Here is a 20,567-nt window from a genome sequence, read left to right on the forward strand (position 1 = left end):
ACTGGTTTATTCGTTTAAATACGGGGCAAATTCTTATACTTTCTTTACTTGTTAGAAAACTCGGCTTCGCCAAGCCTCTGGAAGGTGCGAAGCCTTAGTTGCACTTACACTAAAGTCCTCTAGATCTTTATATCTTATTTGTGCAAAAAGTCCGAACAGACTATGCGTCTATTCGGACTTTTTATTTCTATACATTGGTAATGGTCAGCCATGCTTGACACTGGATATGGAACGCACGCGATTGGCGGCACCGAATCCTTTGGCTTCTTTAATAATATACAACGGACGATCTTTTGTTTCGTCATAAATTCGACCGATATACTCTCCGATCACGCCTAGAATGAACAATGTGAACCCGCTAAACAAGAGTTGAATAACGATGAGCGAGGTCCATCCAGGCACGGTGCTTGATGTGAACAGCTTTAACGATAAGGCAACGATCATATAGACAAATCCTGCCAAAGAAAGAAATGCGCCGCCATAAGTGGCTAATTTCAGTGGTTTATATGAGAACGAAGTCAAACCATCGATTGAAAGCTTCAGCATTTTCTTCAATGGATACTTTGTCTCGCCGGCCAGCCGTTCATCACGAACATACTCAATCGCCGTTTGCTTAAACCCGACCCAGCTGACAAGCCCGCGTATAAACCGATTTTTCTCGGGTATGCGCTTCATTTCATCACATACGCGCCGATCAATCAAGCGGAAGTCACCTGTATCAAGAGGAATATCGATGTCTGTTGACATTTTCAGTGTTCGGTAGAAAAGCGATGCCGTGAGTTTCTTAAAAAAGGTTTCACCTTTTCGTTCTACTCGCTTTCCGTAAACAACATCATAACCTTCCTCCCATTTTTCAATCATTTTCAGGATCAATTCAGGTGGATCTTGAAGATCCGCATCGATGACAACGACAGCCTGGCCAGTCGCGTAATCCATGCCTGCCGTTATCGCAATTTGATGTCCGAAATTACGTGAGAACTCGATAACTTTTACGTTCGTGTCTCCTTCGGAAATATAATTCAGCAGCTCCGAAGTTCGGTCACGGCTTCCATCATTGACAAACAGCAACTCATAGGATTCATAAGTTCGATCCATGACTGTTTTCAATCGCTTATAGGATTCGTAGATCACTTTTTCTTCATTGAATACCGGCACCACTATTGAATATTTAACTGTCATGGCCATGCCTCCTTTTTCTTTTATACCGCACTGCACCATTTTTTATTTGTTATAGACATAGAGCGTCGATTGCCCTCCTGATCCGTTTTGACTGCTTGAACTCGAATCCGAACTCGACCATTCACTTGCCTTGACCTCTGTGCAGTTCTTCTTAATCCAGTTGGTTACGGATGCGTTCTGTGCACCGCCTTGATTTCCTGAGATCAGGAAGTATTTAATCTCTCCAGCCTTCACCATCTTTTCCAATTTGCTTACGGTTAATGCAGGATCACTGCCTGCGAATCCGCCCATTGCCATAACCGCATAGTTTGTTTTCATCATGATGGAATATGCGGATTGAGCGCTTGGCACGGCAAGAATAAACTTTTCACCCGTGTAATGCTTGCGCAGATAAGTAAGCAGTTTAGTACTGACTTGTTGACGCATTCCGCCACCGCGATTCATGCTTCGATCCGAAGTGCTGGTTGACGATTGGTCGGTTTGATTTTGTGACCATTCATTTGGACCTTGTGAAGCCCCTGAGGCACCAGATTCGCCATCGATCGATGGTGCCTCTCCTTGACTGCCGCCAGGTCCTCCGGTTCCGCCTCCAGGGAAGCCTTTCCCATCTGAACGTTGGCCGCCCATACCTGACTGTGTTGAACTCGGCCCGGCAATAGGAGTCGAACTATCCGTCTGATTAAACGTTGATGGAAGTGTCCAATACAATGGAGCAAACAGCATTAATAGTACACTTGATCCGGCAATTGCTCCTTGAACTTTCCGATCGGCCGTTCGCCAGACAATTCCAAAACCAATTGCTAGTATACCGGCTACAATAAGCAACACAGTCCAGATCGTTTCAATACTATTCTGGTAAAAGATAATTGCCTCAAAAAGAAGCGTTACACCAAAAGCGATCGGGAGAAGATAACCGCGCCAAGAGCTCTTTGCATCACTGAAGTCTCGCCACAGATACGAAAATCCGATACCGACCAACGCCGCAATCGGTGGTGCCATCAAACTTAAATAATATTGGTGGAAGAAACCGGCGATGCTGAAGAAGACCATTGCCGGAGCAAGCCATGCAAGCCAGAAAATTGCAAAACTATGTTTTTCATTCAGCTTTCTGCGACGGAACCAGTCAGCCACAATCGCAATAACTCCGAAGAGGGCAAAAGGTAGAAGCCAGCTTGCTTGTCCGGATAATTCTTTTGAAAAGAGGCGCAACGGTCCTGCGCTCCCGGTGCCGAACATCGACCCCTGATTTCCGCCGCGATTGCCACCCATTCCGCCTGGCGGTGTTCCGCCCATCTCGCCTCCGAAACTATTTTCTCCGGAAGAAGAATTTGGATTCTGTAAATTCTCTGATGCATTCGTTCCGGTTTGCGTTCTCGCTCCACTTGGCATTGTTCCCGTTTTTTGCCCTCCGGCACCCTGTTGACCGGTCAATCGTGATACGCCGTTATAGCCGAGGGCTAGTTCAAGAACCGAATTGGTCTGACTCCCGCCGACGTAAGGACGCTTACTGGCTGGAGTAGAATCAACAACAATCGCCCACGAAAGAGAGACTCCTGCCAAAACAACGGTTGCAGCGAGAAGATGGAGTATTTTTTTCTTCCAATTGATCTTCATAGCCATCCAATAAAAAAGATAAATCGCAGGAACAATCATAAATGCTTCAAACATTTTTACATTAAAACCAACGCCGATCATGGCAACACTGAGTAAGAGCCAGCGAAATTTAGTCGTCGATGCCGCTTTCACCACTGCCCATGCCGCAATGACCAGACAAAGAATCAGAATACTGTCCATGTTATTTGTTCGTGTTACGGCTATAAAGATCGGCGTGACCGACATGACAATACCTGAAATAAATGCAGCAAGTTTGCCAGCCTTATGCTTCACCATTTGGTATACAATCACTGTGGACACAACCGCCGCAGCGGCTCCGGGAAGCAGAACACTGAAATTGCTGAATCCGAATAATTTGGCGCTTATTGTTTGCAACCAAAGCGCAACGGGGGGCTTGTCAACCGTAATAAAACCTGCAGGGTCGAATGATGCATAGAAAAAGTTATGGAAACTTTTCATCATACTCTTTACAGCTACTGTGTAGTACTCATTTGTATCTGCTTTATTAAGCAGAAAGAAATTCATGAATCCTGAAAAAAGAATGACACCGATTAAATAAAAATCAATTCGTTTACTTTTAAATAAGTTCATCTTGAACTCCTCCTCAGGCAACAATAGATCTGAAATAAACACCTGTACTCGTCAGCACGAGCTTTTTGCTTAACAATATTATGACAAGCCAATCTTAAAGAATGCTTAACTTAATTCACTTTTTTGTTTTACAGTGAATGCTGTCCAGACAAGATACCCAAACAGCAATACATTGACTAACGAAGTGACAACAAGCGACACACTGTACGAAGCTGCCATAGTTCCAGATAAAAAATAAATGAAATAAAGATTCATAAAGTTCGTGAAGCTATAGCCGATCGCAAGCACAGCGAATCGATGATCTTCATTGATAAGCGAGCAGATGAGTGCAAGCGCCATTGCAGGATACAAATAGCGTTCATGCATTCCTGATGCAAAGGTAAAGACGCCGGCAATTTGTATTAAGCCTGCAATCATCACCATCTGGATCGAATGCTTGCGCAGTACCAGCCATAAGGACACAAGAGAAATAAGAACAATAGCAAGCATACCCCATGTGTGATAGCTGAAGATAAAGAGTTTCGCGCTGTCCGATTGAAAATTACCTCCGATTAAGCTGAAAAAATTAAAGGCGTTTACCGACGCGTAAGGATATTCGCTGATCGTTCGTTTCATCAGCTGAACAAGCCATAATACACCACCGCTTGCAAGAAAAGAAAACGGAAGTGCAATAAGCGCTGTAATCAATGCGTACCAGCCAAGCGCGAGAAAACCTTTGCCTATCCTTCGATCCTTAATAAACACATAAGCGAGCAGTGGCAGAAAAATAATTCCTTGAGGCTTCATCATGACTGATGCCGCAAAGAGCGCCGTTGAGAGAAAATAGTTGCGTTTAATTAAGAAATTCAGTGCAAGAACAATAATTAATGTGAAAAATGAATCCACCTGTCCCCAAATCACTGAATCCATCCAAATAGCAGGATTAAAGAGATAAAAAGCTCCTGCAGCCAACCCAAGCCATTCATGCCCCTTTTTTCGTGCGATACGGTAGATCAGCCAGGCGGTCAGCACATCGGCAAGGATTGAAGGAAGTTTGAGTAATAACGTATACCCGCCACTCAATCCAGGTAAAGTGACTGCTTTTCCAATTCCATAAAGAACATAAATATAAAGGGGAGGATAATCAGCATTGCTGTTTTGATAAAAATTCGTTAATCCGGAAGCCGCAGATTGAGCCCAGTTCTGGAACAGCATTAAATCCATATGCCCGGAAATCCATGGTGCCAATGCTAATTTAGCGCAGAGTGCGACTACTAAGAGCGTACCCATTGATGCGCTTATCGTTTGTTTATCCATCCTAAATTTTCTTTTCCTGTTCAAAACAAAGCATGTGATGATCGTGATCAGAAATAAAATCGAGTAAACAGCAATTAAACTCTTGGTTATAACGCTTTGCGCTCCGGTTTGCTGGTCTGGCATTGAACCGCCAGATCCGGAAGTGACCGAATGAGGTGGACCATTTGAATGATTAGCACCATTCTTAACCGTTTGCCCACCCACAGTATTCCCTGATGGGCGGCCATTTTTAGAACGCTTTCCATTCGGCGGAGCATTTTGACCGTTCACGTTCGGCAAATTATGCGTCGCAGATTTGCTATTCATCGATTTTTTCTCCTGCTTCTTTGCAGGCATTCGCGCTCCGGTGCCTCTTCCTGTTCCTGTATCGGAAATGGCGTGGGTCTGTCCCATTCCCTGACTGTTTCTCGCCGAATGTGAGGATGATAAGCTGCTCGTAATTGAAAAAACCGCTGCAGCAACGACGACAATCATGACTAAAATAAGACTTGCAGCGAATTGCTTATTCAATCCTTTCATCGTATCCCACACATCCCTTCCGTTTTCCAACCTGATCATAGATGACAAACATTAAGGAATTCTTAACTCTAGCCAGCAAATGGGTGGCAGGGGCCGATCTTTTTTTAATAATTGATCGGATTAGTTACATTGTGTTAGAAAACAATCATCTATTTATCAGCATACAAAAAAAAGCAAGCTCCGATGATTTCAGAGCTTGCCATTTTCATTTTGTTAAGGTGTAGCTAAAGTAATCACTTGAATATCCGATGCGTTAACATATGTTGTTGCTCCTGCTACAGAGAAGGTTACGACCCCTGTCAGTTTGTCATAATTCAAAAAAGTTGGAGCTGCCAAAGCAGTGCCGTTATCGGGAACAACCGAACCCAGTACTTCACCAGGATCCAATTTTGCCAGCACCGACTGAAGTTTTGAATTGTTCAACCCTGACAAACTGCTCAAGCTGCTTAAAGCGCTCAATCTACTTAATGTCATATTAATGATCATCCTTTCAGTTTTGATACTACATGTTTATGTATTTAAGTAAGTGATGCATAGACAAACTGAGTAGTCATTTGCGTTAATTCACAAGGAAGAAGTGAAAATGTGCGAAACGACTGCGTGAACTGTCCATGCAATATTGTCCCTGTGCAATAAGATATAGTATCAAAACAAAGGAGTTGATAAGCAGTGGGTTATGATTTCTTTGAAGAAGATACTCACAGTGTAAATTGCGGTTGCAACAAATGTAAAGGTGGTAAAGGTTCAAGTCATTCGGGTTTGCTGAATGATTTTGCATCAGACCAATTAGCTTCTAATTCTGACAGTCCGAGACCGAAAATCAGCAATAAATTTGCCGAGGTCAGTGTCAATGTTCAGGACCCATGTGCGCGTGTCGTACTTGATGGCACCGTTACATGGAAACCGGAAAGCATCTCGTTGCTGGAAAGCATTATTGGAATCATTAATGCAGGTATTATTTTCGGCATCCCGGCAGTTGTTCGGGTATGGAAGAAAAATGACAACGGACGCAAAGTGATCGGTGAAAGTCGTGACGCGAGTCAGTTGCTCTCTACAATTGGTGACTTGTTTAACACAACACCTGATGATGAGATTGGTTTTGTTGACTTTGCTTTCGCGACGACCCCGATTCATGCCGTTGATGCGAAACCAACATGTGGTAAAAATCAATATTTTCTAACAATTGATTTGGATACTTCAGTCATTCCAGGATCATTCTTAACGAATATCCTTGGCGTTTCTGCCGCTCCGCCGCAGCTTACTAAAGACGATGTCCGCAACTTCAGTTTTAATGCCATGGAAATTAGCGAGAATGTGAAAAAAAACAGCTGTGATTGTGATTAATGAAACTCATTAATCGCTGCAAAAAGCCTGCCTTAATTGGCAGGTTTTTTTTATGCAAATTAAAAAAACGGATGTACAGTTCGGAAGCTGCTAACAATGTATTAACATCGGATGATCCCCTCACGCTTTTGCACAAGGTATATATCACATTCTCAACGCAGATGCAAAAAGTGTTGCAACTCAAGCTCATTCGTCTAGATACTCTTCATTTTAAGTGTTCATCTGTCGCATATAGATCACTAGCTCTGAACGATTGTACAGTTCAAGTTTATCAAGAATTCGTGACACATAATTTTTTACGGTTCCTTCTGTAATGAATAATGTTTGCCCAATCGCTCGATTACTTTTCCCAAGCTTCACTTCATTCGCCACGTCGATTTCCCGCTGAGTCAGAAGAGACAGCTTTTCCTTATCAGCTGCACGTTCCGTAGTCGCTTTTGTGTGCAGTGCGGAAACAACTTTCAACGCGATCTTTTCATTAAGCAACATGCTGTTGGCGTTTGCCGCTTTAATCGCACCGACAATCTCCTCTGAGCCGGAATCTTTTAAAATATAGCCATCTGCTCCATTCTTCAGACCACCGAAAATATAGTCGTCTTCATCGAACGTTGTCAGAATAATAATCTTTATTTGAGGGTAAAGTGATTTAATTTGTTTGGTCGCTTCAATGCCATCCATGACCGGCATGCGGACATCCATAAGGATAACGTCCACACACATGTTTTGCAGCATGTCGAGCAGCTTCTGTCCATTTTCAGCTTCAGCAACAATTTGGATTTCTTTATGCATGCTTAAGATCATTTTCAGCCCTTCTCTGACAATCTTCTGATCATCACAAATCATAACGCGAATCATATTCTCATTTCCCTTCAGAGCTGCCCTTCATCGGAAGTGAACCCTCTATTGTAAAGCCAGCTTCTTTAGATGAGACAAAATGAACCATTCCACCAAGATCTCTGAATCTATTTTCAATTCCCTTTAAACCATTGGACTTAATAATCTCAGAATCTGTGACTCCATTGTTCGTCATATTCAGGATTATTTTGTCTTCATGGGAAGCGATATCAATGGTGAATAGTGTAGCACTGCCATGCCTGCATCCATTGGTAATTCCTTCACGTACCGTCTTATAAAGACAGTTTTTTATTTTGGGATCTATTATTTCATCAAGAACATTCAAGTTCAAATCAAAATGAACCTGATTGTTTTCTCTAAAAGCATCAACAAGCGCATGTAATGCTTCACTCAAATCAGGAACAGCATCGTCTTTAAGCAGTTTGACCACTTGTCTTAAATTTGTCATCGACTGTTTGGTCAATTCACGTGTTTTACCAAGTACTGCCTTTATTTCTACAGGCCTATGATCAACCACTTTTTCAGCATACTCAAGATTCATATTCAGTGCAACAAGTGCATGGCCCATCGAATCATGCAGCTCCTGTGCGATTCTCGTCCGTTCCTTTATAATCGTCAGCCTTTCAATTTTCTTCGTGTACTCTTCAAGTTTACGGTTCGATTTCCGCAGTTCCAGATTCAAGCCTTCAACGCGACGCTTTTCAATCATCAGATTACGAAACAATAGGATCGTAAGAAGCGTCAGGCCATAGGAAATCAATTCATGACGGAGCGCATGTAAAAAGTCAAATTGCAGCATGTCAACAGAAAAAGCCATCGTAAAGTGGGCTGCAATAAGGAAAATGGGCAATTTTTTATGGATGACAATTAACTCAACCAGCAAATAGATGACATAGACTTCTGCACCCGTGGAATCTTGTAATGTTACAATTAACACGATACAGAGCAGACTGAACAGGAAAGAAACCTGATGTGCAACGGTTTGCATGGTTAGGAACCGATATCGGATCAGATCATTAACATTTAAAACAACTACAGCTGTCATGAGTCCAATAAATAGTCCGGTATTGCGCTGGGCAAGTGGAATAAGTGAATAGATAATCATCACCAGCGCTATATAGCGAATGAATTTACTATAGAAATGGTTGGACATGGTAACGGCACCTTTCGCTGATGAAATACCTCATACATTCTTTAGCAGCATTCATCTGCTCCATTAATCCTTTTATTTTACAACAAGGCAAAGCAACAGTGAATAAGTGCTCTTCACTGCCGCTCGTTTTTTAGAAAAGATGAATATGCAGAATACCTAACAGTCCGTCGATCAAGAGATAAACACCGATAATACGAATGATAATCCGAGAAGTCTGCGTTTTTTTTCGAAACAGCAGAACTTGCAGTTTACCGATAAAAAGATTAATCAGCAGCCCTGCAATCAGTTCAATCAAATTCATTGTTATTAATGACATTTTTACTCCCCCACAGAATCATTTTTTACTAGTCTCCCACTCCGCAGCCATAATGCCAGATTTCTGCCGGAGAAGGATCCGAACAGTTCAAAGAAAAAACCTGCCTGGACTACTGAAAATAGATGCTCAGCGCTTCCTGAAATGGTCATTTTTTCAATCACAACTTTCGCGAAAATTAAAGCAAGTAATAGTACAACAGTGAGTACACTTCCTTTTTTCATCAATTGTTGCGACTGATCATCGAATCTGATCCTATAGAGTGAACCGCGTATTCCACCAATAATCAGGCCTAAAAAAGTCAACGCAACTATTGTAAGCAAATCAATCATTTGAAAATGATTTACTTTCTCGAACGCTGACAGGCTGATATAAAGCATGAGCATCGGCAGCAGCCATAATTTATTCCGATTCAATGCCCGTTCCCGAAGTTGCAATAAAACGATAATCAGCAGGACAAAAATAATATCCATTACGAATCAATAGCCCCCTTTCCCTACTTATTTTGCATCCGAACTGATACGCGCATCGACAATAGAGAAAGCACGGTCCCAATGCATCCGGCACCTACGAGAACTAGTAAAGGTGTCAGCTGAGCGCTCAGCAGCTGTCCGTCAAGAGTTACTCCATTCATTGCTCGAATCGCCCAAGACTCCGGAGTCAGATGGGAAAGCCATACAATAAACCGTGGCGCAAATGTTTCAATCGAGAAAAAAGAACCGCCAAGCATTCCTGTTAAAACAACAATCATCGTTGATAGAATAGTGAACTGCTGCTGTTTTCTGAAGAATGGTACAAAGACTAATGACACACCAATCAATGCAAACAGGTAAGCAGCAAATAGCACGCAAAGGGTAACGAAATGAGCAAGCAAATGAAGTTTAAAAAAATAGCCGGCGACAAGCACGATCACTGCAACATGAAAAGCAGAAAAAAGAAACGTAGCAACTATTTTCGACAGTACGATTTGACGATAACGCGCTGGCGCACTGATCATTCGGTCAAAGGCGTGATTCTCCTTCTCTTCAATCATCGTTCTTAATCCTTGAAAAACAACAAACCAGACAAACATGACGAGGAATCCGATCAGTGTGCGAAGGTTCTGTTGTCGCATTTCGTTTTGCCTACTTGGAGAATGATCGATAACAGATATGGTCGCAGATTTTAAGCTATGTCTGTAAAATTGAGACAGAAGAGTCGTTTTGACAGAATGAATGTAACGCGAGACGGTTGCTGCGTCCACCACCATCCTCTTCTGCGTGCCCACGGTTTCTGCGACGACCTGATCGATCAACGCGCTGCTGCCACTTGATTGACTTTGAATTAAGCTCAGATCAGTCTTTTGATTTGAAAGCAGGGTGCGCTCATAATGATTGCCGATTATGAGACCTTCCGAAATCGATTGATTGCCAACATCATGTTGCATTGCCGCTCTGCTTAAATGAATGAGCTGCACATTTTCCTGATTCTCAAGCAATCGAATGAGTTGTTTGGAAGATACGCTGTGATCCTGATCAAGCACTCCAAGTTGTGCTTTCCCATCACCGGACCCCACTATTGAGAAAAGCAGAGTCAACACTACAGGAGCTGCAATCATCATAAAAATAGCCAGCCGATTTCGAAACAGCAATTTCAATTGATACTTAATCATGAGCAGCAGCTGCATGACCGGATGCCCCCTTTCTGTTGAAAGCCACTAGTGCGAGAACAAGAAATACAAGACCGGTGACAAGCAGTTGTAAAAGTTCGGGAAGGATTTTCATTAATTGCTCGCCCTGCCCGATCGCTAAATAAGCGTTTATCGCCTGCCCATTGGGCAACAGCTGATGAATAACTTTCATCGCTTGCGGAAAGCTGTCAGTGTTCACCATACTTCCTCCAAGAAAGCTAAAAATATATAAAATCGGCGCGCCAAGGCTGGAGACAGTGGTCTGATTCTTTGCTAGAAAGCCGCAGAGCAGAACAATCGATCCGACCGCAAAGGCATAGACACATGTGATCAGCAGAATCTCCGGCAAACTGCCCCAGACGACACCGTAGAGCGCCCGGCTGATCAGAATAACCGCAGACATTTGCAGAAGTACAGCAACAATAATGCCGCCAAGCTTGCCAAGCGCATAGTGCAAGGATCGAACAGGCATCGCGCGAATGCGATATAATGTATGATTCAGCCGTTCCTCAACCACATTGTGGATAATCGCAAAGGCCGTACTTATCGAAAACATGACCGCCATGCCAATTGCATAATACTGCATCGCTCTGACCGGTTTGGATGAGAGATTGGGTGAGCGTTTTTCAATCATCGGTGTTTGAACTGAAACACTGGAAAACTCGCTGATGGCTGACTGAATATGTGCCGCATCGATGACATGACTTTTTGCGTAAGAAGTTAAGGACTGTCGTTCCTCACGAATCGTGTTCAAATTATTAGTGAATCCTTCTAAAACTGATTGGACGATTTTCTTCTCAGTTAACTTATCCTTATTGCCAATCAAGGTAATGTGAACATTCTTATCCCCAACATAAGCTGTGGTGAATGACTTAGGGACAGAGATCACAGCAGCTACTCTACCCTTTCTAACCCAACGCTTCGCCTGCGCAAGACTTGCCGCTTTTTTGACGTTGACCAGCTTTTTCAACTTAGCGCTCGAAAACACCTGATTTTCAAGTATTTGTCCAAGATTGAGCTGCATGTGACCTTGTGATACGGTCTGATCCGCACTGACAAACGCAACCGGGAATTTTTTTATCGGTGTTGCTGTCTTGCCAAAAATAGTCCCCAAAATCAAAATAAACAAAGGCGGCAGCAAGATGAGTCGCCATATCGTTTTATTTTTCACCAATAATTTAATGTCCAGAAAAAAGAGTTTCAGTAATTTGCTCATGCACTCGCCTCCCTCATTACTCTCTAAGTGTCTTCCCCGTTAATTTTAGAAAAATACTTTCTAGATTCGCCTCCACATAGTTGAATCCGGTCAATTGAAAGCCAATATTCTTCAATGCTTCAATCAGTGTCAGCGCATTACTGCCTGCCCTCGGATTGATTAATAGTTTCATTTGTAATCCACTGTTGGTGACGCGTGCCACACCGGACAATTGTTTCACTTGCTCATCCGCATGCGCCGGAGCCGATGTGTACGTGACGGTCAGCGTATCATAGGCTTCCGTCGTTTTTTTCAACTCATCCTTTGTTCCGATGGCGATTAATTGACCATGATCGATAATTGCGACCCGCGTGCAGAGATATTCAACTTCCTCCATGTAATGGCTTGTGTAAATGACCGTCATTCCCCGATCACTGTTCAGTCGCCGAACCGTTTCAAGAATATGGTTGCGTGACTGTGGATCAATGCCGACCGTCGGCTCATCAAGAACGAGCAGCTTCGGGTGATTCATCAGCGCAACACCGATATTCACACGTCGCTTCATGCCCCCTGAGAATTCAGCAACATCCTGATTTTGCTTATCGCGTAGTTCAATGATCTCCAATACCTCATCCACTCTGCGCCTGAGTTCTTTACCCTTCAGTCCGTAAAGACTGCCGAAAAACGATAAATTATCCTTTGCGCTCAATGATTGATAGAGTGCCAGATCCTGCGGTACAATCCCCATGATTGCCTTAGCAGCACGCGGATTCCGCCTGAGAGACTGGTTTTGAATAAATATCTCCCCGCTACTTGGCGTCACTACTGTGCTCAACATTGACACAGTCGTCGATTTTCCAGCACCATTTGGGCCAAGTAATCCGAACAATTCTCCATCTTCGATTGATATAGAAAGATCCTTTACGGCTTGAAAACTTCCATAGCTCTTCGATACATGCTTTAAATCAAGCATCCGAGCGCCTCCTTTTTTTGCTATAGGAAAAGTTTAATGCACCTGTTAATCCTTAACGACGTACTTTAGCTACAAGTTTTACGGTGCGGAAAGGTACCTTTTTTGTATGACGAAGGTCATATATTACGAGTAATCGCAGGAAAAAAAGCAAAAAGAAAGAGACGTGGGCGCACCCGCATCTCTTTCTTAATTAATCTCACGAGGAACTTATTTATGGAATCATCCACTTCAGCACGTAAGCCTGAATAAGTGTAATGATGCCGGTAATCGCGACGAAAAGCAGACTATGCTTAATTGTAAATCGGAATAAGCTGCCTTCCTTACCGACCAATCCGGTTGCCGCTGTCGCAACAGCAATGGATTGTGGTGAAATCATTTTTGCAGCAACACCGCCGGTTGAGTTGGCCGCGACAAGCAAAGTCGGATCGACACCAATTTGCTGTGCGGACACCTTCTGCAGATTAGAAAACAATGCATTTGACGAAGTATCCGAACCGGTGAGAAATACGCCGATCCAGCCGATAAACGGTGACAAGAATGGGAAAATGGTGCCCGTCGAGGCGAGCCCAAGTCCAAGTGTCGCGCTCATGCCCGAATAGTTCTCAATGTAAGCAAAGCCGAGAACAGATACAATCATTACCAAGGGAAGAGCCAGCTTTTTTAATGTTAGGCCAAAGGTTAGTGCCCACTTCTTCCAACTGATACCAATTAAGAATTTACTTAGTATACAGGTCACTAAAATAGCCGTTCCGGTAGCTGCAATCACATCAAATTTATAAATGGCACCATAAGCCGTCGTCTTGGCAACAATTGGCTTCACTTGTTCGATCATCTGATCCAGTCCGGGTATTGGAATCATTAACGTTGCTTTGCTCAGAAGCGCCTTAATGCTTGCGGATCCGCCCCATACACAAATGACAACAACGAGCAAAACGAATGGTGACCATGCTTGCACGATTCTGCCAAAAGAAAAACTGTTTTTATTTTGCAGTTGTGCCGGAATTGGCTCTTCTTTTTCATCCTTGAATCGGAAAATGGATTTCGGTTGCCAGAATTTAAGCAGAAGGATAAGACATACCATACTGACAATTGATGAAGTCACATCCGGTAATTCCGGTCCTAAGAAATTCGATGTTACGTATTGCGTACCGGCAAAGGAAATCCCGCATACAAGAATTGCCGGCAGCACTTCAATTGTCCGTTTCCAACCTGCCATAATAAACACCAGCCAGAATGGAACAAACAAGGATAAAAAAGGGACCTGCCGACCAACCATTTGGCTGATTGAAAGTACATCAATGCCAGTGACTTGCCCGGAGGTAAGAATCGGAATACCGACACCGCCAAACGCAACCGGCGCCGTGTTGGCAATTAAGCACAACCCTGCTGCATAAAAGGGATTGAAGCCAAGTCCGGCAAGCAATCCCCCTGCAATCGCTACCGGCGTGCCATAGCCCGCCGTTCCTTCAAGAAATGCGCCGAATGAAAATGCAATCAATAATGCCTGAAGACGGCGATCCTGAGTGATCGATGCAATCGAATCACTAATAATTTGGAACTTGCCTGATGCCACTGTTAATTCATACAGAAACACTGCCGTGACAATAATCCATCCAATCGGCCATAGACCCTGCAATCCGCCTAATGCAGTTGCTTCAATGGCTAAATGGACCGGCATCTTATAGACTACAATTGCTTCGACCACAGCAATTGCAACCGTTAATAAGCCCGCCTTATACCCCTTCATCTTCTTAATCGCTAAACACCAGAAAAAGAAGACAAGTGGAATACAGGCTGCCACAAACGACAGAAACATATTACCCATTGGATTGTAATTCTGGGCCCATTGCATTGATTCATTCCCCTTCCGCACGTTAAATTAGCTTGATCAGGAAAAATAAATAAAGCGCTTACATTTATTGATTTTACATGTGCACATTCAAATATGCAATTTCGGCGGCCATTTTTTGAACATTACGTGAACAAGAAAAGACAGGCTGGATCAACCCATTCGAGTAATTTGTCGAACGAATAATACTTTAGTCACATATCAGTTTTTATTAAAATCAACGATAATAAGAGGTGAAAAAATTGCTAAAGGAATGACTATTTTGAACTTTGAGTACCGGTTGACATTATTTTATAAGAAACTTTCAGTCTGGAATCTCGTATTTCGGCATATGAAAAGCCATCTCTGCATCTTTTTGGGATTAACCTTTTGCCCTACGATTGGCGTATCACTTATTGCAGCTTACATCGTCCCAATTTTTGTACAGCTTTCCTGGTTTGTCAATTCTCTTTTTTGTCTTGTCACTTTTGAAATCGCCTTCTTGATAAATCTCAACTATTTCTTATTTCCTCTAGCTGTGAAAAAAAGCAAACAGTTATATCACACATCTTTTCATTTAGAGGAATGGCGTGTTCTTATTTATGCAGCCGTCAAAGATTTTTTGAAAACGAATAATTCCATTAAAGATTTATTTTTTTTAATCAAGGATTTCAATGAACAAAAAAAGGAAATGACAAAGTCATTTAAGAAAAAAGCTTTTTATCACTTATCGTTAAGTGTGTTCATTCTTTTTACCTGCATCTGGCTTTCGTTCAATTTTTGGTTTTTTGATTATATTGTCGCTAATCGTGTCCCTGACGCTTTTCTTTATCTCGTTCTTTCTTTCATCTGTTTACTCCTATTTGTTCTCATTTTGTGGTGTATTCATAATGAACTAGATAGTTTGTTCCATTTTCCTGTACCAACTCTGTCCAATCTCATCCGGATTCTGGAAAATATAGAACTTGCGCAAAACAATGAAAGAGTCGCTGACATCATCAATAAAAAAACAGCAACCGTTGATACAGAGATTGTCAGACGCATTATTGCTGAAAACACATGACATTGCAGTATTATTTAGGAGCATCACGCCGTCAAAAGAAAGATAGAATCAAAAATTAAGGATTTATTAATAATTAACTACTATTATTAAAAATGTGTATCTTTGTTCAATAAATGAAGGGAAGCGACTCTGTATGAACATTCAATCCATTGGGTCTTCAAGCAGTACATATCAAACCGGAAGCACCTCCGATTCAAGCACAAAAATTGAAGCGCTTGAAAAGCAAGAAGAAACATTAGAAACTCAATTAAAGCAATTGGAATCCCAGAAATCGGATCAAGAGGATCAACAAAAACAAGTTCAAGTGATTCAAGCACAAATTCAACAAATTGAGGCGCAGATCCAGCAGTTAAAATCCCGTTCTTCACAAAATGGGAATACAAGCGGCGCGCAGGCACAGTCGCAGGTTGCTTCAAATCAAATTGAAGCCGGCGCTGCTGTTTCCGAGCAGTCACAGGACGGCGATCAGCTGACGATTAGTCAAAACAGTCTTGCACAAAGTGAATGAGTGAAATGAAACAGCGAGCATCCTTTAGGGGATGCCCGTTTTGTTTTATTTACTTTTTACATGGGCAGTTATTAGAAAATCTCAGCTAACTTTTCTTCCGAAACAACCTTTATCCCATTCTTTTCTAACAGGGCAGCTGTAACACCGCTGCCTTCAATTTTTTGTCCATTAAATGCACCATTATATATTTTTTTGCTCCCGCACGAAGGACTATTTTCCTTGAGAACAACCGTCGTCGCATGAAGCTCCGTGACTTTTTTCAAAGTCAGATTGGCACCTTTAATATACTGCTCTGTTACGTCTGTACCCGATTTAGTAACTACTCGAGCAGTTCCTTCAAGGACATCCTTCCCGTCACCGCCTACAATTTCTGCCGGTTCCCTGGGAATTGCAAATCCTCCCAATAATTCAGGACATACAGAAACAGCCTCTCCACGATCAATCAGCTGTTTGATTCGATTATCTAAACAATGTGTTTCATTGTACCTTACCGCGAGTCCTGCAAGGCAGGAACTTACAACAATCATTATGAACACCTCATTTTTTAATTTCAGCCATGACTCAAATGTTTTTTCGATAACATCGGCATTCATGGACCCGGTTGAATTTTTCTTTAATCATTTCCTCTTCTTCTCCTGCATAGTGTGCAAAACAACTAATTGGTCTCACTTTTTCTAGCGATGATTCAATAATACCATTCAACTCATCGTTCTCCATAAAAACATGCAGATAATGATTCACTTGATGAAAACCGTTTTTCTGATACCAGCGATTAACCCATTCATCGTCACGTGTATAGGCTTCCAGCTGATTAATATTCCGTATTTTGAGTCTCTTTTCCGCTTCATGCAGCAATTGCTGCCCAATGCCTTGACGCTGAAAGTCGGGGTGAACAGCCATATGCCAAATCATCCCGCCCAGTGACGAGCATTCTGCACAAACGGTCTTGATTTCTTTTTCACATTCAATGTCAATCAAGCCAACAATTTTCCCACCTTCAACCGCAACAAGTTCAATCGATGGATGATCATAAGTTTCCTTTTCCTGTAAAACATTATCATAATAGGCTGTATGTAAAAAGGACAGAACGCGGCAGCGCAGCCAGCCTTCTTCATCATCTGTCTGGTATTCTCTAATTAACAATTGAGAAGCTCCTTTTTATTAGGCATTTTTTATCGTGTTTATGATTTTTATGTATTGCAGATCTCCCAAACCATATTGAGGAAAAACACGAAATAATTCGTTTACGAGTTCATCTTGAGAACGATCTCTATTTTTTTTTATAAACGCCGTGATCTCGTTATCTTTCTTTAGATACTCTAAATAGAGCTTGATTCCCTGGTACATAACAGGCATTAATTGAAGATTTGGCAAACAATGATGGATTAATACCTGCACATAAATTTTTTTATAACCATCCGGAACAAGTTCCGTTTCTTCAACCTCATAAGTCGTTTCGTTCACTTTCTGGAAGAATACCTTTCCTTTGTACTCGATTTGATCCAAATAGGCCAATACAGTTAAAAAATTCATTTGACAAAACATGTCATCCCCGAACCACAAAACAAAACACTCATAATGTTTTTCAAAAAGAGGTTTTAAAGGAGCAATCGTGAGCTTCTCATATTCTGCTAATGATACTTGATGTCCGAACGCTCTCATTTTATTAAAAGGTTCACTAAAAATTGTTTGATGTGTGTCGTTTGAACACATGGCTTCATTGAAGGGAGCAAAATCACCCCTGCCCATTAACCCTTGTGTAGAAAATTCTTTATACATCATTTCGCCGTTTAAGATATTCAATATGCTCTGATCAAACTGATCCGAAATTTGATCCTGCAACGCTTCAATCGCTAGCTTCCGAGAAACATCCACCAAAACACCGCCTCCCGTATCCTGCATAGTTATTCACTATTGAACGAAGAAACCGTTCTTCTCGCAATAACTTTGACATTTTCCATATATCACAGTATCAGTTTACTTGTAGACTTAATGATTAGGATAATTTAATCTTATCGCATTTCAGAACAAAATAAAGCCGCAAAACTGCCTGTTTTCTAAAGCTAAACTTTTCACTGCCGAATCACGATACTTCACTGATTTAATTCAAATGAATCAACAGAAGCACCTGTGAAAATAATCAGTAATTCCTCTTGTAATAAATTGAAACTATCCGCAAAAAATAACGTATTTAGAAGGGATATTAAAAACTAAAAAATTATGCTCTCAATCCATTGCCTTTTGGCAACTGGATGAAAAATTGACTTAGATAAATTGCTGAATATTCATACATGACAAACAGGCGAAGGGGCAATAATTTGAGAACAAAACAGTTCAACAAAGCCACACGGTATACTGATTTTCGGGAAATGATTTACGCAAGCGCAAAGAAGTTCAGGAAAAAGTCTGCCTTCCAGATAAAGATTGGGAGCGGGAGCTACCGATATGTGAGTTATTCTCAATTTAAAGAGGGGTACAGGGCAGTAGGCACGCTTTTTCTAGATCTTGGCTTGTCCGGTAAGCGAATCGCAGTCATCGGTAAAAACAGCTATGCATGGGTGCTGCACTATGCGTGCGCCGCTTCAGTCGGTGTGGCAGTTCCAATCGATCGCGAACTGTCGCCGGAAGATATGCATCAATTCATTGTCAGTGCTGATTGTGCCGCGGTATGTGCGGACAAAGAGATACTCGAGCAATTGCAACCGATCATCAGCAGCAAACGATTACTTCTGCCTTTGCAGGACACCATGTCACCGATCCCTGCGGATGACACGCGAATTGACACGATTCCGATTGATGAAAATGAAATGAGTGTGCTTATTTTCACTTCAGGCACGTCCGGAAATCCAAAAGGTGTGTGCCTTTCTCAAAAGAATATTTGCGCTAATATTTTTGCGACTTCGCAAATCGTAAAGATCACGTCGCGCGACAAAACGCTTTCCATTCTGCCCCTTTGTCATACGTACGAATGCACTTTGGATTGCTTGCTTATTCTGTCACGCGGAGCCTGCATTGCTTACGCCGACAGTCTGAATGCCATACGCCGCAACATTCTTGAATACAGCCCAACGATTCTCGTCGTCGTTCCCGCGCTGCTTCAGCTTTTAGACAAGCGCATTCAAGCGGCTATTGTAAAGAATAGTCCGGTAAAATATCAAACCATGCTCAAAGCATCTTCAATCTCGATGACGCTTCCCAATTTGCCTGCGCTTGTAAGGATGGCGATCCGGCGAAAAGTGAAGAAATCACTTGGGGGAAAAATTCATACATGCATTGTCGGCGGAGCAGATCTTCCCTCTGCTGTGGTCGAAGATTTTCTGGCGTTTGGTATTCGAGCGTTGCAAGGCTATGGGCTCACTGAAACCGCACCTCTTTTGGCAGGAAACAATGATTTTTATTTCAATGCCAAATCGACAGGCGTTGCTGTTCCCGGCGTCGAATTGATGATCGACAGCCCCAATGATGCCGGTGTCGGCGAAATTTTGGCCAAAGGCGATAACATCATGCTTGGTTACTATAACGATCCGGTGGCCACGGCAAACACATTCCGCAACGGCTATTTTCGGACAGGTGATTTGGGATGCATTGATAAGGACGGGGCTTTATATATCAAAGGACGCATGAAGAATGTGATTGTAACAGCTAATGGCAAAAATATTTATCCTGAGGAATTAGAAGCGCGGCTCTTGGAAAAAGAGACGATTAGCGAAGCGCTTATTCTTTCTGGAAATGACCATAATGGAAGCATCTGTGTGAAGGCCAAGATATTCCCGAATTTAGATTCCATGACCGAACTAATCGGTCATCTGCCTGCAAAAGAAGAACTTCAAGCCATGATCAAATCAATTATTGATGAAGTAAACAACAAAATACCGGATTATAAACACATCCGTGTGTTCGAAATTCTAGAAAAAGAATTTGAAAAAACAACAACAAGGAAAATCAGGCGATGCGGGATAAATCTCGTTTGATAGAATTCGTCAAACAAAAACGTTCTAAAAAGACTGCACGGCTCTTACAGAACAGCCGGCCTAACGGCTACATTTAATAGGTAAACCATCTTTTTTCAGAGGAATTTTTAACTTTCTCGAATTACGATAAAAAAACAACAGCCGGCCCTTTAACAGGAACCGGCTGATGCTATAATTTGAGTTCTCCGAGCCTGAGCAGTTCAACGACTGCCTGGGAGCGTCCTTTCACACCTAATTTTTGCATGGTGTTTGAAATGTGATTACGAACAGTCTTTTCACTTATGAAGAGTTCTTTAGCTATGTCTCGGGTCGTCTTGTCTTGGACAAGCAGTTCGAAAACTTCTCTTTCCCTCTTCGTCAGCAAAGGCTTTGGACGGTGATATTCTTCCTTCAAAAATTCCCCCTCCTTGCTCAGCAAAAGAACGGTTGGGGAAGGCTTTTAGTCATTTACATTTTATGAAAACAAGGTCGATGCGTGCCAAGAATAAGTATTTTA

Annotated in this window: 20 protein-coding genes; 4 read left to right on the forward strand and 16 right to left on the reverse strand. The window is 42.2% G+C overall.

All coding sequences use genetic code 11. The features are described 5' to 3' along the window. Positions 1-204: 204 nt before the first annotated feature. From AC1MBV_RS12545 to AC1MBV_RS12560, 4 genes are all read right to left on the reverse strand, one after another. Entirely contained in the window at positions 205-1,185 is a 981-nt protein-coding gene (locus AC1MBV_RS12545) for a glycosyltransferase family 2 protein (protein ID WP_255745660.1), read from the reverse strand. Positions 1,186-1,221: 36 nt separating this feature from the next. Continuing rightward, on the reverse strand, positions 1,222-3,384 hold the full coding sequence (locus AC1MBV_RS12550) for an ArnT family glycosyltransferase (RefSeq protein ID WP_255745661.1): 2,163 nt from the start codon (positions 3,382-3,384) through the stop codon (positions 1,222-1,224). A gap of 105 nt (positions 3,385-3,489) precedes the next feature. Further along, positions 3,490-5,238: a glycosyltransferase family 39 protein gene (locus AC1MBV_RS12555; protein WP_480948410.1), complete on the reverse strand. Its 1,749-nt coding sequence runs from the start codon at positions 5,236-5,238 to the stop codon at positions 3,490-3,492. Between the two features lie 174 nt (positions 5,239-5,412). After that, positions 5,413-5,673: a hypothetical protein gene (locus tag AC1MBV_RS12560; RefSeq protein WP_480948411.1), complete on the reverse strand. Its 261-nt coding sequence runs from the start codon at positions 5,671-5,673 to the stop codon at positions 5,413-5,415. Between the two features lie 195 nt (positions 5,674-5,868). Between AC1MBV_RS12560 and AC1MBV_RS12565 the strand changes: the two genes are divergently transcribed. After that, the gene (locus AC1MBV_RS12565; protein ID WP_480948412.1) at positions 5,869-6,543 is read left to right on the forward strand and encodes a hypothetical protein; all 675 of its coding nucleotides are present in this window, start codon (positions 5,869-5,871) and stop codon (positions 6,541-6,543) included. A 210-nt stretch (positions 6,544-6,753) separates the two neighbouring features. On the opposite strand, the gene AC1MBV_RS12570 is transcribed toward AC1MBV_RS12565, so the two are convergent. The 8 genes from AC1MBV_RS12570 to AC1MBV_RS12605 all read right to left on the reverse strand — a co-directional run bounded on the left by AC1MBV_RS12570 (position 6,754) and on the right by AC1MBV_RS12605 (position 14,553). After that, entirely contained in the window at positions 6,754-7,395 is a 642-nt protein-coding gene (locus AC1MBV_RS12570) for a response regulator transcription factor (protein WP_480948785.1), read from the reverse strand. A 7-nt stretch (positions 7,396-7,402) separates the two neighbouring features. Beyond that, positions 7,403-8,551, reverse strand: coding sequence for a sensor histidine kinase (locus AC1MBV_RS12575; RefSeq protein WP_480948413.1), 1,149 nt, complete (start codon positions 8,549-8,551; stop codon positions 7,403-7,405). 130 nt (positions 8,552-8,681) lie between these two features. After that, positions 8,682-8,867 carry a hypothetical protein gene (locus tag AC1MBV_RS12580; RefSeq protein WP_480948414.1) on the reverse strand — a complete coding sequence of 62 codons (186 nt, stop codon included), beginning with the start codon at positions 8,865-8,867 and terminating at the stop codon, positions 8,682-8,684. Between the two features lie 2 nt (positions 8,868-8,869). After that, positions 8,870-9,337 carry a hypothetical protein gene (locus AC1MBV_RS12585; RefSeq protein WP_480948415.1) on the reverse strand — a complete coding sequence of 156 codons (468 nt, stop codon included), beginning with the start codon at positions 9,335-9,337 and terminating at the stop codon, positions 8,870-8,872. A gap of 23 nt (positions 9,338-9,360) precedes the next feature. Beyond that, positions 9,361-10,530 (reverse strand): ABC transporter permease, encoded by a 1,170-nt coding sequence (locus AC1MBV_RS12590; protein ID WP_480948416.1) that lies wholly within the window; start codon positions 10,528-10,530, stop codon positions 9,361-9,363. Then, positions 10,508-11,749 (reverse strand): ABC transporter permease, encoded by a 1,242-nt coding sequence (locus tag AC1MBV_RS12595; protein ID WP_480948417.1) that lies wholly within the window; start codon positions 11,747-11,749, stop codon positions 10,508-10,510. Before AC1MBV_RS12595 ends, AC1MBV_RS12590 begins: the two co-directional genes overlap by 23 nt. 16 nt (positions 11,750-11,765) lie before the next feature. Continuing rightward, positions 11,766-12,701 carry an ABC transporter ATP-binding protein gene (locus tag AC1MBV_RS12600; RefSeq protein WP_480948418.1) on the reverse strand — a complete coding sequence of 312 codons (936 nt, stop codon included), beginning with the start codon at positions 12,699-12,701 and terminating at the stop codon, positions 11,766-11,768. 211 nt (positions 12,702-12,912) lie between these two features. After that, positions 12,913-14,553, reverse strand: a complete 1,641-nt coding sequence (locus AC1MBV_RS12605; RefSeq protein ID WP_480948419.1) for an L-lactate permease — start codon at positions 14,551-14,553, stop codon at positions 12,913-12,915. A gap of 667 nt (positions 14,554-15,220) precedes the next feature. On the opposite strand from AC1MBV_RS12605, the gene AC1MBV_RS12610 reads away from it, so the two are divergent. Next, entirely contained in the window at positions 15,221-15,592 is a 372-nt protein-coding gene (locus AC1MBV_RS12610; RefSeq protein WP_480948420.1) for a hypothetical protein, read from the forward strand. 133 nt (positions 15,593-15,725) lie between these two features. Continuing rightward, entirely contained in the window at positions 15,726-16,100 is a 375-nt protein-coding gene (locus tag AC1MBV_RS12615; RefSeq protein WP_480948421.1) for a FlxA-like family protein, read from the forward strand. Between the two features lie 71 nt (positions 16,101-16,171). Here the strand turns inward: AC1MBV_RS12615 and AC1MBV_RS12620 are convergent, their stop codons facing one another. From AC1MBV_RS12620 to AC1MBV_RS12630, 3 genes are read right to left on the reverse strand one after another with little or no spacing between them, the layout of a single operon-like run. Further along, positions 16,172-16,627 (reverse strand): 2-thiouracil desulfurase family protein, encoded by a 456-nt coding sequence (locus AC1MBV_RS12620; RefSeq protein ID WP_480948422.1) that lies wholly within the window; start codon positions 16,625-16,627, stop codon positions 16,172-16,174. A 34-nt stretch (positions 16,628-16,661) separates the two neighbouring features. After that, positions 16,662-17,243: a GNAT family N-acetyltransferase gene (locus AC1MBV_RS12625; protein WP_480948423.1), complete on the reverse strand. Its 582-nt coding sequence runs from the start codon at positions 17,241-17,243 to the stop codon at positions 16,662-16,664. Positions 17,244-17,261: 18 nt separating this feature from the next. Further along, on the reverse strand, positions 17,262-17,879 hold the full coding sequence (locus tag AC1MBV_RS12630; protein ID WP_480948424.1) for an AraC family transcriptional regulator: 618 nt from the start codon (positions 17,877-17,879) through the stop codon (positions 17,262-17,264). 590 nt (positions 17,880-18,469) lie between these two features. Here AC1MBV_RS12630 and AC1MBV_RS12635 point away from each other — a divergent pair. Beyond that, positions 18,470-20,071, forward strand: coding sequence for an AMP-binding protein (locus AC1MBV_RS12635; protein ID WP_255745998.1), 1,602 nt, complete (start codon positions 18,470-18,472; stop codon positions 20,069-20,071). Positions 20,072-20,240: 169 nt separating this feature from the next. Here the strand turns inward: AC1MBV_RS12635 and AC1MBV_RS12640 are convergent, their stop codons facing one another. After that, positions 20,241-20,465: a helix-turn-helix domain-containing protein gene (locus tag AC1MBV_RS12640; protein WP_010026148.1), complete on the reverse strand. Its 225-nt coding sequence runs from the start codon at positions 20,463-20,465 to the stop codon at positions 20,241-20,243. Between the last annotated feature and the right edge of the window lie 102 nt (positions 20,466-20,567).

The sequence above is a fragment of the Sporolactobacillus sp. PKPK-6 genome (assembly GCF_056678885.1).